7 protein-coding genes are annotated in these 15,082 nt (G+C 50.9%); all 7 read right to left on the bottom strand.

All coding sequences use genetic code 11. From position 1 onward, the window contains the following. Nucleotides 1-61: 61 nt before the first annotated feature. The gene (locus KXD93_RS22550; protein ID WP_258139636.1) at nucleotides 62-751 is read right to left on the bottom strand and encodes a hypothetical protein; all 690 of its coding nucleotides are present in this window, start codon (nucleotides 749-751) and stop codon (nucleotides 62-64) included. Beyond that, complete coding sequence (locus tag KXD93_RS22545) at nucleotides 748-6,333, bottom strand: FG-GAP-like repeat-containing protein (RefSeq protein WP_258139635.1); 5,586 nt, start codon at nucleotides 6,331-6,333, stop codon at nucleotides 748-750. Before KXD93_RS22545 ends, KXD93_RS22550 begins: the two co-directional genes overlap by 4 nt. A gap of 358 nt (nucleotides 6,334-6,691) precedes the next feature. Then, nucleotides 6,692-7,543 carry a hypothetical protein gene (locus KXD93_RS22540; RefSeq protein WP_258139634.1) on the bottom strand — a complete coding sequence of 284 codons (852 nt, stop codon included), beginning with the start codon at nucleotides 7,541-7,543 and terminating at the stop codon, nucleotides 6,692-6,694. Nucleotides 7,544-7,662: 119 nt separating this feature from the next. Next, complete coding sequence (locus KXD93_RS22535) at nucleotides 7,663-8,562, bottom strand: YncE family protein (RefSeq protein ID WP_258139633.1); 900 nt, start codon at nucleotides 8,560-8,562, stop codon at nucleotides 7,663-7,665. After that, complete coding sequence (locus tag KXD93_RS22530) at nucleotides 8,513-9,175, bottom strand: hypothetical protein (protein ID WP_258139632.1); 663 nt, start codon at nucleotides 9,173-9,175, stop codon at nucleotides 8,513-8,515. Before KXD93_RS22530 ends, KXD93_RS22535 begins: the two co-directional genes overlap by 50 nt. A gap of 28 nt (nucleotides 9,176-9,203) precedes the next feature. Next, entirely contained in the window at nucleotides 9,204-10,001 is a 798-nt protein-coding gene (locus KXD93_RS22525; RefSeq protein ID WP_258139631.1) for a hypothetical protein, read from the bottom strand. A 26-nt stretch (nucleotides 10,002-10,027) separates the two neighbouring features. Further along, nucleotides 10,028-15,040: a hypothetical protein gene (locus KXD93_RS22520; protein ID WP_258139630.1), complete on the bottom strand. Its 5,013-nt coding sequence runs from the start codon at nucleotides 15,038-15,040 to the stop codon at nucleotides 10,028-10,030. Between the last annotated feature and the right edge of the window lie 42 nt (nucleotides 15,041-15,082).

Below are 15,082 nucleotides of genomic sequence, written 5' to 3'. Positions count from 1 at the left end.
ACCATAAAACCAAGTGCGCCCGGCGAGTCGCCGTTCGGAAAACAACAGATCAAAGCAACAACTACTTCACCGTAAATGCGAACAATCCGGAGTCTGATGTATTTCCGCTGGTATCCCTGGTGATAATCCGCCAATAGTAGGTAGTCCCTTTCGCAATTACAACGTCGTTCACAAAGCTGTCTTTAACAGCAGAATAAGCCAGGGCAACTTCCCCGATCGTCCCCAAATAGACATCATAATTTGCGATTGACGCAGGGGTGACAGAACTTCCTTTCCAGGAAAGATTGATTTTATTATTAGTCGATGAAACAACTTCACCAAATGCCGGATAAATAATGTCTGCAGGAAAGGGCGCATACGACACAGTTCCCGCGCCTGCATTATAGAACTTCCAGACCTCACTTTTTGAAGTGATCGCTGATTTAGCTGATTTGGAAACAACATACCAGGAGTAAGGAGTGTTCCTGGTCAAAATGACTTCAAAATGAGTTTGAGAGGTCGTTTTTGTAGTTTGATTATTTGTTAACAGGTCAGTGATAACAAGGTCGTAACTGTCTGTATTGGCCGAAGCATCCCAAATAAATGAAACTGTACTTTCTGTTGAAGAAATGATATTTCCGGTCGTGCAGACCTCGTCCTGCGCGGGAGTTGTTAATAACACTGGAGAAGGATCCGGTACCGGGTTGTTTTTTTTTCCTCCACAACCGGCCAGGAAAAGTAAAATGAAAACTATAAGTAATACATGTCTCATTTTTTCAATATCTTAAATATTTTTTCGGTGTTGCCCATGTTTAAATGCAATGCGTATACACCAGATGCTAACCCGGATACATTCAGCTTAAGTACGCCAGATTGATTGACATATTGTTTACTAAAAACACGACTGCCATTTAATGTATTGGTTATATCGACAGCAACATTGCTGATATTAGCATTCCCCAAATTTAGATATAACACATCTTCAAAAGGAACGGGATATGGACTTATCTCTCCGGAATTATTGATCAACTTTTTGATTGAGCCCTGGCATGCCCTGTCGGTACTAACTAGCAATTCATTATTTCCTTGCTTAAGCGGTAATGTAATTGTATTATTTGCAGTATTATAGCTAATGTTGTTTAATTGTATATTATACAAATCGCCGCCGCCAAGTTGTAAACTGATACTGTTATCGGCACTATTTACTGTCGAATAAAGTGAAAGTTCCTTGGGCTGTGTTATCATTACGGTAAAACACTGTTCAAAATCGGGTTGCCCGGTAATTGTGATACAGACCGAATAGCTGCCCGCCTGTAAATTTTTAAGGGATACCGAATCTGTGAATGAATGATGTGCATTAACTCCATTACCTGAAATATTCGCTACGTAATTAAAGACTTTGGCAGCGGCAATTTTTATGGACCCATTGCTGCTGCCATCACAAGTTGCGCCGGTTATTGTTAGCTTAAAATTGTCCGGCGGGAGCACGAACCGGGTATTAATATAAGTGGTATCTGATTCAGCAGTTTTCGTTCCCAGCGATATCTTAACGGTGTATGAGCCACCTGTAGCAACCAAGTAAGTTGGAGCTGTTGCTTTTGGCAAGTTAACCCCATTCCTTTCCCACTGGTAAGTATAGCCTGTTGCCGGGCTGGCCGACAGCAATACGGAGCCGCCGTCTAAAAAGGCAGTAGGCCCATTAGCTACAATTACAGGAACCGGCAAGCCATTTTCAATACCTGGCCCGAACCTGATCCGCTTCAGGGCGGCAGCACTTGTATTCGTTCCGTCTTTGATAACAAAACTCACCGTTCGTATACTGGTATCAGGAGATAATTTGTTTTTGTTTACGTATACGACCGAATCAAGGACGTTTTGCCATTTATCAGGAAAAACCTGGCCTGTTAATGTTAATACACCGGTACTTTTATTGTAACCCGTGGTGATATTAGGATTTCCTTTGTAAGCCAACGAATCTTCAGCAGGCATGAAGTTTTCTGAAAGAGATACCGTCGCTGAAATCAATGGCCCGGAATAGATTGTTTTAATTTTTGCAAAAGTATCAACGATAAATGACACACCTTTTTTCACTGGGTATATTCCGGTATCCGGCGTGGTTATAACCCTTAGTAAGTCACCATTTGTTAACACTTGTACGCCGTTCAAAGCTGCGAACAATTCCGGCTTGCCATCACCGTCAAGGTCGGCGATCCTCATTCCTGTCGTATGTGCAGCAAATGGGTAGGTTATGGGACTGTCGAAGCCTATTTTTCCACCCGACGAATTATTATGCAACACAGCTACATTTCCCGCATCGCCAATATTAACAGCAACATCCGGCTTGCCATCACCATCAATATCGCCAACAGCCAGGCCGGGCATTAAACTGGCTGTTCCGGTTACATCAAAAGATGCCAGCGGCGAAAACGAGAACACTCCTTTTTTTGAGGTGTTTTGCAGCGTGGTAATATCTTTCCGATAATCGAATAAATCAGAAGAAATTATATCCGGCATATTATCCCCATTCATATCGGCCAGCGTTATGCCCCTTTCTCCCGGACCAATAAAAAAATAAGACAATCCGGAAAACGAAATATTGCCAGGTGTGCACTGATTTAAAAATACACAAGCGTATGACAGGTAGGAACCGGTACCGTCTGTTGAAATAACCAGGTCTGGCTTTCCATCGCCATCAACATCCTTTACTGTAAAATAAAGAACATCCGAAGTAGAAATAGCTGTCGGTGACGAAAACATCACTTTGGCGGCAGAAGATTGATTTAATAAGAAATATACGGTTGCCCCGTTGTTATAAATCAGATCAAGTCTTCCGTCACCATCAACGTCTGCGGTAGTCAAATGTGACGCACCATATGGCAGGTTAAATCCCGTGCTAAAGCTAATCTGCAAAGATGTGGAAGTGTTTAAATATATCGTTATTCCTCTATTACCATATACAATACCGTCAGGTTTACCATCCCCATCAATATCATTAACCGCAACACCCTGCATTGCATTTTCTAATGGAATGTCAATACCAACGAAACCTCTTATCAAACCGACACTGGGAAAAACGCTAAAATTGTTGTAATTTGTCAATGCGACCATGTCGGGAAGACCATCATTGTTTACATCACAAATGACCGGAACAGTGGTTACCTGTGCAATTGTAGCATAAATTTTTGTACCATAACTACTTTGACTAAGTGTTTGAGGCGGACTAATGACAGGATCAAATGCCATTCCTGAAATTCCCATTAAACCATTTGACAGATTTGATACAGATAACGGTGAATATTGGTCGCCGGGAGGAACTTTGACTGTCAAGCTACCGGCAGATGCACTTGAAACCTTTCCGATTACCCCACCGAATGAAACGAGATTCTGTGAAACATTCTGGTTAAAGTTATTGCCGGTAATTTTTATTGTTGCACCAACCTTCGCCGCTGCGGGTGTTATATTACTTACAACAGGCGGCGGAAGAAAAATGGGAGAACTCTTAGGAAGAATGTTTAGGAGAACGTTAATCGAATGACCGGACGGATCGTTTGTCACTAGATCAGGGATGCCGTCCCCATCCAGGTCCGCAAAAATGGCGGAGCCGTTAAAACTTGAAATATGCACATCGACGTTCGCGTTAAAAAATAGTTGACTGGTACTGGAATTGTTACGTAATATAGTTACACCACTTCCTCCATAAAGTACAATGTCTGGTTTTCCGTCACCGTCGACATCTGTCGAGTAAGTGGCAGTTCCCGGACCGACATCATTAGTTATAGCGGGCGCAAATGAAATACTGCCGGGCTGAGAAGTATTGCGCAACGAATAAACCATGTTACCTCCTTCCCCGCTGGGTAAGTACGGAATGACGTTAATGATAACATCAGGTTTGCCATCCGCGTTTAGGTCGGCAGCACTTACGTTCGTTACATAGTATGAAACTCCAAAAACCTGTGCTGCAGCAAAACTACCAGCCCAAATGTCATCACCAAAAGAAATCTTGCTCCTGAATACTGATAAAGTACTATCCTGGTTTGCCACTAGTATGTCGGGGCTTCCGTCTCCGTCTAAGTCAGAAATGCAAAATGTTGAGGCAGCACCTGCAACCGTATTAATGGTAGCAGACGGAGTTATAGACAGGTTTCCCGGGCTTGAGTTATTTTGGAACAGTGTAAGGTAACCTCTATCAGAATTGCCAACAACCAGGTCCGGTTTACCATCGATATTAATATCCGAAACAATAAAGTCCGTTTGAAATCCGCTGTAATTAACTTTGTATGGAGCTGCAATTGATGCAGCAGAAATATTCCCGGAACTACAATGATTCAGGTAAATATTTATATCCCCGCCATTGGAGATCATTAAAAGAATATCGGATTTGCCGTCCCCATCCATATCTGCAATTGCTACGCCTTTGGGATTTAAATTTGTTTTGATATTGACTGGTGGTGCAAATATTATGTTTCCTGCTGTCGAAATATTCCTGTAAATCGATAACGAATCGCTTTCAAAATAGGTAGCCACAAGGTCCGGTTTGCCGTCGCCGTCAATGTCACCAATGGCAATAGAATTTGGTGTATTATTTCCTTTGATCGTTGTTTTCAGGATGAATTCACTGGAAATTAACCCATTTTCGGAAGAAAACTTAGAAATGAACGGCGTTGCTGAGTGGCCCGTAAGGCCGGTTGCAGTGTTATTTACGGAGATTGGCTGGTAGCCAACACCAGGGGGAACTATCACAGTAAGTTGCGTGGCTGAAGCTTTTGTAATACTGGCCTTTATGGTCCCAAAATAGACATTATCACTTTCCGGATTCGCGTTAAAACTGCTGCCGTTGATAACTACAGTTGTTCCTGCCGCTCCGGCAGCCGGTTTAAAGGAATTAATTACAGGTGGAAATTGAGGGTTATATTGAGATATTGTAACGCCGTCATTGGCGACAATAAGATCAGGTTTAGCATCCCCATCGATGTCACCGACACAAAAAGCATTAAGCGAACCAATATCCACAGTGGTTTGGGAATCATAGGCCAATATTTTAGCGCCGGGTATAGTGGCATTATGAATAATATTTATTCCACCACCGGTTCCAACCACTAAAACATCTGGCATCCCATCGCCATCCATATCTGCCATAGTAATTTCACTTTGATTTGAATTTGTTGGAATATCCACCTTAGCTGCCAGTGACGAAGAAGTAAAGGGTCCCGCCTGCGTCGTATTCAGGTAAAGCGATACCGTGTGGTAATAATCAGCTAAAGCAAGATCGGGTTTTCCGTCCCCATTCAGATCGCCTATGCACAGATATTGCGGAGAAGTACGTGCCTGAAAATCAACCTTTTCCTCGAAGGCAATATTTGCCAAACTGGAACTGTTGCGAAGCAAAGAAATAGAGGTGTTATTCCCGTTTACCAAGACAATGTCTGGTTTACCATCTCCGTCAAGGTCGCCTGCGGCTATTGACGTAGCTATTGAATTTGAAATAAGGTCAACCCTGGCTGAAAAGGAAGAGCCAGTGATATTACCGAACGTTGCCGTATTTCTAAATACGGACAGCGTTTCCTTGTTCGAACTGCTTGTAAGGGCAATGACGTCGGGCTTCCCATCGCCATCGATATCTGCAACCGCAAGCGAAACCGGCACACTATTTTCAAAGAACACGGGATCGTCAAATGAAATTTTCCCGGGAGTAGATATATTGTGCAAAACGGCAAAGCCAGCGCCCGTATAACCGATATAGCTGATGACTATATCTGATTTACCGTCTCCGTCAAGATCAGCCGTAGTAGCATAGGTGAGTGTAATGTTTTTAAAAGGAATGTCTATTTCAGGGGAGAAGGAATTTACATCCACGCTTCCTTTTTTCGAGATATTTTTATAGACAGAAAGAAAATTGCTGTTCGCACAAGCAGCTACCAGATCGGGTTTTCCATCTCCATCCAGGTCGACGAGGTTGGTAGCAACAACTAATACCCCGGATGGCAGCGTGATCGGTGGTGCGAACTCATTAGTGGCAATTTTATGCGGCCCGGCAAATGTGGTTACAAATGGCACTGCGGAGTAGCCCGTCAGATTATTTGTAAGATTTAAAACAGATATGGGTTCATAACTTGCTCCCGCGGGAACCGTTACTGTTAACTGGTTAATCGCCGCCTTGGTTACCGTACCTGCAACTGCTCCGAAAAAAACAATGTTACCGCTGGCTGATGCGCTAAAATTATTGCCTTGAATGGTAATACTTGTCCCTGCCGGCCCCTTAGTGGGACTAAATGAACTGACGACAGGTGCCTGCGCCAGCACGTTTAACGACCAGCACCATAAAAGGCCGAATAAAAGAAGGGGACACTTAAACATATGATAAGACCGGAGGTGGCATTTAAGAAAAAAACCGATTAATAAAGATAAAAAAAATAATCATTATTGCAATTAAATTGAAAAACGGAAGCAAGGACAATGTGCATCCATCAACTCACCGGGTTTTGATTTTATAATCCCCACCTCAATAGGCTTTATAATTACCGAGCTAAAGTTCGCGAAAGCCAGTTATGACAAAAAACCGCACCACTTGACTCGATTATTTACGCTTAATGACCTACTCGTACACAATTGCGCATGTAACAACATCACCATCAACCGGGCACCGATCAGTTGGTAATTGCCGCAAGGCTGCCGCATTACCGTAATCCGTAACAAATGCGCCGGTCGCTGCGACTTAGCTGGTTACCTGCACCACGCTGATCCCGTAATTGTTATACGCAGCCAATATCCGGTGATGTGCGGCAACCGGGTCAATGGTGGCAAAAAACTGCCCCGAGCCGAGGACGATATCCTCGATGGCAGCAAAGGTCTGCGCGTCAGCCACGGTGAGCGCCCCGCCATGCTTGGCGAAGAACACCCGGTTGTTTTGCGGGACCGGGTCCCAGAAAATATCGTTGATACCGCCCGAACTCGCATAAGTGCCGGTCTTTAGCAGGGTTGACCGGTCATAAGTGATGACCGTGTGCCCGCCGTAATTACCCAGCACCATGCGGTTATGCGCCGCAACAGGGTCCATGCTGACGCAGCCGGGGCTGTCCGGCCCGTCTGTGATCGTTGCAGTGATGGTCAGGGTAGCCGCCGCCAGCACATAGATTTTATTGCCATAATAACTGGGCGCCCAGACCGCATCGGAAACGGGGTCGTAGCAAATATTTCCAAAATTATCACTCCCGACCCTGACGGTCAGCGAAATTACCAGGGAAACACCGTCAACGATATAGCCATACCCATTAGACGTAAACACGAACACGCGGTTATTGCCCTGGTCAAAACAAATCCCGTTGACATCCCCCGAAAAACCCGTGATCGTTTGGGTAAGGGCCAGCGTGGCGGCGTCATACACATCCATTGCACCTCCCCTGCCAACCAGGAACCGGTTGCGGGCGGGATCCGGGTCGAACCGGATAGCCAGGGCGTTGACGTTTGTCGAAAAGGTTGTTGACAGGAAAGTTGAGCGGTCCGCCACGCGAAACACGTGCCCACCAACCTTAAAGACCACCCCGTTATTTCTTAATAAATGTGCCATAATGTCTTTTGCGCTGCTAAAATATAAATCCGTTATTTTGTGTGGATTTGCTGACCACCGCGTTTGTGCCGCCCGCGTTTGTCCCCGGGGACCTTTTTGTCTAAAATAAAACCCGCAGTCTATCCAGGGACCGGCACGACGCTGATCCCAAAATTCTGGTACGCTGCTAATATCCTTTTATTGGCGGCCACCGGGTCAATACTTGCGTAAAGGTCACCCGAGCCAAGGCTTAGGTTAGCGATCAGCCCGAATGTTCCGGCATCAAAGACGGCTAAACCACCGCCATTCAGTGCGGCATACATCCTGTTTTTTTGCGGATCCGGGTCCCAAAAAATATCGTTGATGGCGCCGGGCGCCGGATAAGTAAAGGTCCTCAAATAAGTCGACCGGTCATAGGTAATGATATTGTGGGCCCCGTAATTCCCCAATACGACCCGGTTATTCGCTGCAACCGGGTCCAGGGAGAGACAACCGGGACCTGACGGCCCGTCGGAGATCCTTACCTTTTCCGTCAGCGTATCCGCTGCCAGCACGTACAACTTATTTTTATAATAACTGGGGACCCATACGGTATTGGATACCGGATCGTAACAGCTATTGGAAAAGTTTTCACCGTCAAATGCTACCGATAAGGTAATACCCAGGGTGCTGCCGTCAATGATATACCCATGCGCGGAGGAAAATGCAAACACCCTGTTATTGCCCTCATCGCAGCAAATGCCGATAATTTGCCCCGAAAACCCGGTAATGCTTTGTATGACGGCCAGGGTTGTCGCATTATATACATCGACCGTACCCGGTCCACCCACGAAAAACCGGTTATGCGACGGATCAGGGTCGAACCGGATCGCCCCCGCGTTCAGCGTGGTGGAAAACGTCGCCGAACCGAAGCCCAGTTGAGCTGACTGGCTGAATATATGCCCCGAAGAACGGAGGAATCCCCCGTTGGTGGTTAGTAAATATCCCATATCAAACGATTGTTCCGCCGAAATAAATCCAGCTGTTTGTCTTTCTTTCATAATACCCGGTGTTGCCCCAGCTCCGTTGACCGGTGACCGCAGCCGGAAACGCCGTACTGAGGTCCGCACTGCTTTTCAAGCCGGATGTATCATCGGTATCCGCCAGGTACAGGTCCACAAGTGCCCCGTTCAGGGCAGAACGCCGCCACTGGTTGGTTCCGATACAGGTATATTCATAGTTCGGATCATAGCTTTTCTGGCCCGTCACCCCGTTAACCGCGGCAATCCCCGTAGAAAAATCCGCTGCGGTCAGCGGACCAGGCGGCACCGTAAGATCCGTAATATCGTAATCCACATGCGTTCCCCCAGGTTGCTGGGTCACCACCTTTTCCCCGCTGCTGACCGGCGGGATGGCGGACCCGGCAGCCGCATCGGCCCAGTGGACATTAAAATCCGCCCCGTCGGCCTTCGCCAAAACCTGTCCCGCGGCCCCGCCCGCCGGAACATCAGCCCCTGTTGCATCCGCAATTTGCGCCTGCAGGTTGTCCCGCAGCGCCTTGATCAATTCGCGCAGCTGGATCCCCTGTGTTTTATCCAGGCCCGGGTTATACGGACCTGCCGATTTGATGATACCATCGATATACTGGTCGGAAATAGGTGTGGTTTGAGCCATAAGTCAAGAATTTAATACTTTTTATCGTTTAGGAGCGCTTCAATATCCAGTCAAATGCAACATCACCCGTCAACGCGGTGTTAAAGGTGATCTCGAAGCCGTTCACCGTTTTGGCAGAAATATAATAGGCCGACGTCGAGGTCAGGTAGTTCGCAGGTGTAATGCTGACACTAAAGGCATTGTCCGCAAGCGCAGTTCCGAGCGTTACCGTAAAAACCGTCTGCGCAGCAGCACCGGCAAAAGCCGCCTCACCCTGGAGCGTATTGCCGGCACTTGCCAGGGAAAGGCCGGGCAGGTCCCGCTCATCCAGCGTTTTATAACTCAGCGCACCATCCCCGTTGACGCCGTTCCACAAATACCAGTTACCGGTATTGTTATCAAAGGAATACTCCCAGGTATGCGTGTCTGCCGCGTTTCTCAGGTATATATTTTGCCCGCCCCGGCCGATGGTCCAGCCCGAGGCATTATCCGCATAGTCGAATGAAATGCTCCCGCCGTCCGCGCCGTCGATATGGAACTGGCCATTGGTAAAGATGCCAAAACGGGATGCGCTAAAGCCGATGGCGCCCCCGGTATTGGGCCCAGAATTATAACTAAAGCCCGCGTTGGCACCATAAAGCGTCAGTTTGTTCGCCCCAAGGTCAACGTCACCGGTTGCCCCGGAGTAGGGTATAAAATCCCCGCCCGACAGCGAAACAATTTTTTGCATGATCGTACCGAAGTCGGAACCGGTCATGACCGGCCTGATCGGTGTTAAACAATTCGCCGCCAGCCAGGCAATCATCTCCGCTGGGGTTGTTACTGCAGTTAAGCCGCTTAAATCCATTGCTATTTCTCGTTTTAAATTAATTCCTAAATTGTTAATTCATTGTCTACCAAATTCAGCAGGCCGGACGAATTTTCGGCTTTTACCTTAAACCGGTAATAAATACGGTTGCCATTTTCATCAGTAGGCACCAGCGGGTTTGGCAAAACATAGGCCATCGCGTCAGTCTGCGAAACCGGCTTCACCTGGTAGAGCTGCTGCCAGTTTCCCCGGCTGTTTTGCGTATACAGGTAATACGTACCCTTATTGGCCGTGGGCATCCAGGTCAGCTTGTTTTCCGACTGCAGGTAGGTCAGCACCGGTGCCTGCGGGTTAACCGTATCGATCAGGTTAATGGTCACCACCTCGGAGCCATAACCGGTGATATCCTCCGGCAGGTTATCCTCATTAATGACCGAGCGCACAAAGGCCAGCCGGTAATAGAGCAGCTCCCCCGCCGGCAAAACCGCGTAGTCGCTAAAAGTATCGGTGATCACGATCCCGTACTGGTCGTCGCTTACAATATCAAAATCCACCCGGGACGGCATCGACTGCAGCGACAGCGTATCCTGCTGGTTAAGCGATCGGTAGATCCTGGCCCTGGTGATCGTATCCCCCGGCAGAAACGGCAAAAGGCTAAAACTCACGGCAATGGGCGAACTGCTCTCCACAGCCGGCGGCCCCAGGCTAAAGAAACGCACCGTCGGCGCATCCGGCGGCAGGGTATGCACGATCGTAACCGGGCCCGCAAAGGGACTGAGCTCACCCGTCACCAACTGGTTGGTCACCTCCGCACCGCCATAAAAATACAGGTACCTCGAAGAGCCGCTCAGCGTATAATCCGTAAACCGCACATAGGTCGTATTCGCCTCTGCCGTGCTGGTGTACTTCCTGATCATCGGGAACGGATCGAACCGCGGGTCAGCCGGCGTAAGCAGGCCGCCATCCGCATCCCTGATCACCGGCTCCCGCTTATCGGTTTGCCTGCCATTCTTCAGGTAAGCAAGCACCGGCACCTGCGCCGTCAGCGGCAACAGCGTCAGCATGAGCGCATCGTGGTATTTGGCGATCCGGGTAGCCAGGTCATCCTCCGGCGCCGTCAGCCCGGTCTTATCCGGCACCGGAAACCCATAGGGCGCCGGCGTGGCATCAAACACCCGGAAGTGCCCCGGGTTGTCCGGGTCAAAAAACAGGTTGGCCAGTTCCCCATAGCGCTGGTCAAAGCCCTCATCCGCCGTCAGCGCATCCAGCGCGGCAAGGATTGCCGCAACCGTATCCGGATTATAGAGTGCATTTAAAATATCCTCGTTCGTCGTCCGGTAAAACGCCACCCCAAAAGGACTCCGTGCCGCCCCCGTGGCCGCATCCGGCCCGATCTTCAGGTCAAGTGTAAACGCCGCCTTATTGATCGCATCCGGGCGTACCCGGAGACCCGCAAACAAAGGCATATCCGGGCGCACCGGCTCCACTATCCGCCTGGCCAGCAGCAATACCGGCAGCGAAACATCCGAGACATAGCCGGTGCCGCCGGCACCGGTATCCGTTGCCTGCAGGCCCAGCAGCGTTTTTTTATCCGTTGCTGCAGGCCCCGGCTGGATATTGGCCCCGTTCAGGAAATAATCCGGCGGCGGCTCCGGGAACAGGTAAACCTTGAAACCCGGATGGAAATTCACCGCCTCCACAAAATCGGTCGCCGATGCCGAAAGCTGCACACTGTCCTCCTGGTAGCTGCCGTCATACACGATGAGCTGTACCGGGGCGGTGCCAGTGATCCGGATCACCTGCAACAGCTTTTTGGCTGCCGGGCTGCCATCCACCGGCAGCCGCACCAGGCCGTTATACCAGTCAGCGACCGGCGGATGGAGGGCGCCGGGCGCATGCGCGCCGGGGCTGGCAGGATCGAACGGCAGACCCGATTGCGGGTGCGGCGCCAGGTTAATGCCAGCATCGAAGCTGACCGCAAAATATCCAGGCATGACCGCGCCATCCGCCGCCGCATGCACCTCGCTGACCAGCGCATTCCCGGAAATCCCGCCCACCAGGTAGCGTGTTATATTTCCCTCGTCGTCCACGAACGTCTCCGTCACCGGCGCCGCAGGGTTTGTAAAGTTCACCAATTGAACATCCCCGGCAACCGGGGACCAGTTCGCCTCGTCCGATAAATTCTCGGTCACCGTAAACCTGCTGCCCGCAAGCGGCAGGATATAACTTTTCCGGGTACCATACATACCCGGGTCGCCTGCATCCTCGACAAGCTCCGCTGTGCTGAGCCGCGACACCGTAATGACGGGCCCGCCCGCACCTGCAGCAACCGCCTGCACCGGGAACTGGCCCTCCGGGGTAACCAGCAGGCTCCCCGTAAACCGGGAGAAGTCTTCGCCGGCGATCGCAGGATCGGCCAATGTCCCGTCCAGCGTGGTGTAACTGCCCGTATAAAGCGCCAACAATTCCTCATTGCCCGTAACGGGGATCACCGAGGTAATTAACCCGGTAACCTGCAGCGGCGGCAGCGCCCTGAACCAGGGCTTCACCCGGGTCGGCTTTAACACCGATGCGTAATCAAACCCTTCGGGATCCTTTACATAGGAAATATCGGCCAGGTCGAGCCAGTTAAAAGTCACCCGCGTGAAGCTGACGTCCTGACCCGGAAAGGCAGCCGCGCGACCGGCCAGCCAGGCCTGTTCCGTACCCGTGGTAAACAACAGCGTGTCCTCCTCCTGGATGTATTGCGCGGCAACGTCAGCCGGCGGCCTCAAACTATTAGGAATAGGGAAGACCGTCGCATCGGTCGCGGCCTCCTCACTGCGCACAGACGCCCTTGAAAACCAGTTAACACCATAAACGGCATAATAATGCACCCCCTCCTGCTGCTCAAAGTGCACGTACAGGCTATCCGCATCATCCGGGCACAGCACCGTTTCCGCCACACCGGCTGCCTGGAAGTCCGCATCGTAGGCATAATATATATACCCGGGCATTTTAATCCCCGGGATCTCCGGCTTGACATAGCTGCCCTGTCCGGCAGGACGGTACTCAATCCCATAAAGAATGGACCGGCTGTCCCTAAAAATATTAAAGTCAAGCGCAGTAGCGCCGGACGTAAAAAACGACGCCGGCAAGGTTTCAAAATTATAGGGCAGGCGGCCGATATTGACCAGCCGGGTATTCAAATTACTGATGTACCCCTGCGCATCGATCATGCCGCCTGCGGTATCCGCCCCCGCTACCGCATACGTCAGGGGCCGGATGGCCGGCTTTTCCGGCAGGCGGCTGTCCGCCGTTCCCGTCGGCATGCTGGCATATTCATGCACGGTCACCGCCGGCGAACCCGGCGCCAGGAGATTGGTATAGCTGATCTTATAGATATACTGCCCGGACCCCGGCAGGGCCGCCGCATCGATGCAGCCCAGCCCCAGCATCCGCGCAATATGGAAATCTGTGGCCATCAGGTTGAGCGCATCCAGGTAACTAAAGCTTAGCCCGGGATCATCCGGGCCTGCGCCATCATCCCGGATGATAGCCACCGCCCGCGGATCCGTTGCGCTCAATTCCAAATATTTTTGAACCGTCGCCTTAACAGACGGGTCATTTGCGCGCGAAACACCCCACTTATCCTGGTAATTGGCCACCCTCACCCGCGTACCGTCATTGTATTGCGGCCACAGGCCGTCAACCGGGTATGCCGCGGTCTCCAGCCGGTCAAAAACCTCCTGGTCTGCCAGCGACAAGGCAAACGCATTCCCGACCACCGTCCAGTCTGCCGCCAGCCGTGTACCGATAAAGTCATCATAGGTCTCGAAGGAAATGGATTGCAGCCAGCCCCCTGCGGATTGCTGCAGCCGCAACCGCGTCAAATTATCCCCCTGCAGCACCCCGGTCACCGGGCCTGAACCCGCCGTCACCGTCTGCCGGATATTGACGGTCTCCGTACCCGTGCCGCCCAGCTCCGCAGCGCTGAGCGCCTCGATCTTTAAAAAACCGTCGGTCCGCCCTTCCACCGGCCGGAAGTCATAGCCAAAGGCAAAGCAGGCCTTATCCGCCACCACCAGCTCGATCATCCCCCGGTAGGCCTGCAGGAAGGCAAGCGCCCCCGCCTGCGGGCTAACCGCAGCAGCAGCCTGGCTATAAAGCACAGCATCCGTAAAGGTCAGCGTAACCGCACTGCTGGACGACCGGCCCCCAAAAACGCTGTTGACCGTATACCGCCATTGCCTGGCCGCAAAATCAATCGCCGGCAGGGCCAGCCCGAAATCGAGGGTGGCAAGCGCCGGGTTGGCATAAGGCGTCCGCGAAAGGGTAATATAATCGTCCGGCCGGTTGTACCCGGCAGCCGGGGCGTTCAGGTACCCGCCCTGCGGCAGGTGGTTCAGCCCCAGGTCCCCGGCCAGGCTCCACCGCAGGTGCACCCCCGCAGCGATGCCATTTCCCCCGTCGGAACCCGCCGCCTGCAGGTATAAAAACGACGAATTCTTAAAATGGGCTACCTGCGGTACGCAGGGATTTAACCCGGCCGCCGAAAGGGCATTTTGCAGCAGCGCAAACGCGCTCAGCACAGCCGCCAGGTCCTGGTTCAGCCGCTGGCGCTCCGCATCGGTCAGCTCGGAAGAGCGGCTGCACAACAGGCCAAACATATTCAGGATGGTCTGGAAGTGGGAACTGTAGCCCGTATTCGTATCATCGACCAGCCCTGTGTTAAAATCAAGGCCGGTAAAGTCAAAATCCGTATAATCCCCGGGCGTATAGGAAATGATATCCTGGCCGTAGCCCGGCGCCGGGTCCACGACCACCCCCAGGTTGAAGTCGTTATTAAAGTTACCCAGATCAAAATCAAAATACAGGTAATTTTCGCCCAGGGTAAAACCCTCCAGCCTGCCCAGGATACCGGCAGTCGTATTGTACAGCTTCCGGAGCACGCCCCAGTCAAAGACATACAGCTGCCCGGTCAGCTCCGGGTGCGCGGCAAGATCCCCGCCCGCCTCAGCCGCCTGGATCGCAAACAGGCAATTCGCCATCGTACGGTAATCGGCACAAAAGGCATTATAATTCGTTCCTGAAGACATTTACACGCTATTTATAGATTCCTATCATTAAACCAAAATTCC

Source organism: Mucilaginibacter phenanthrenivorans (genome assembly GCF_024721155.1).
Lineage (GTDB): Bacteria > Bacteroidota > Bacteroidia > Sphingobacteriales > Sphingobacteriaceae > Mucilaginibacter > Mucilaginibacter phenanthrenivorans.
Note: the sequence above shows the minus strand (reverse complement) of the source record. Positions and strands in the feature narration are given on the sequence as shown.

What these genes read in the sequence shown, in the direction of transcription:
- KXD93_RS22520 (WP_258139630.1), bottom strand. Translation starts at nt 15,040, where the DNA reads ATGTCTTCAGGAACGAATTATAATGCCTTTTGTGCCGATTACCGTACG.
- KXD93_RS22545 (WP_258139635.1), bottom strand. Translation starts at nt 6,333, where the DNA reads ATGTTTAAGTGTCCCCTTCTTTTATTCGGCCTTTTATGGTGCTGGTCG.
- KXD93_RS22535 (WP_258139633.1), bottom strand. Translation starts at nt 8,562, where the DNA reads ATGAAAGAAAGACAAACAGCTGGATTTATTTCGGCGGAACAATCGTTT.
- KXD93_RS22530 (WP_258139632.1), bottom strand. Translation starts at nt 9,175, where the DNA reads ATGGCTCAAACCACACCTATTTCCGACCAGTATATCGATGGTATCATC.
- KXD93_RS22525 (WP_258139631.1), bottom strand. Translation starts at nt 10,001, where the DNA reads ATGGATTTAAGCGGCTTAACTGCAGTAACAACCCCAGCGGAGATGATT.
- KXD93_RS22540 (WP_258139634.1), bottom strand. Translation starts at nt 7,543, where the DNA reads ATGGCACATTTATTAAGAAATAACGGGGTGGTCTTTAAGGTTGGTGGG.
- KXD93_RS22550 (WP_258139636.1), bottom strand. Translation starts at nt 751, where the DNA reads ATGAGACATGTATTACTTATAGTTTTCATTTTACTTTTCCTGGCCGGT.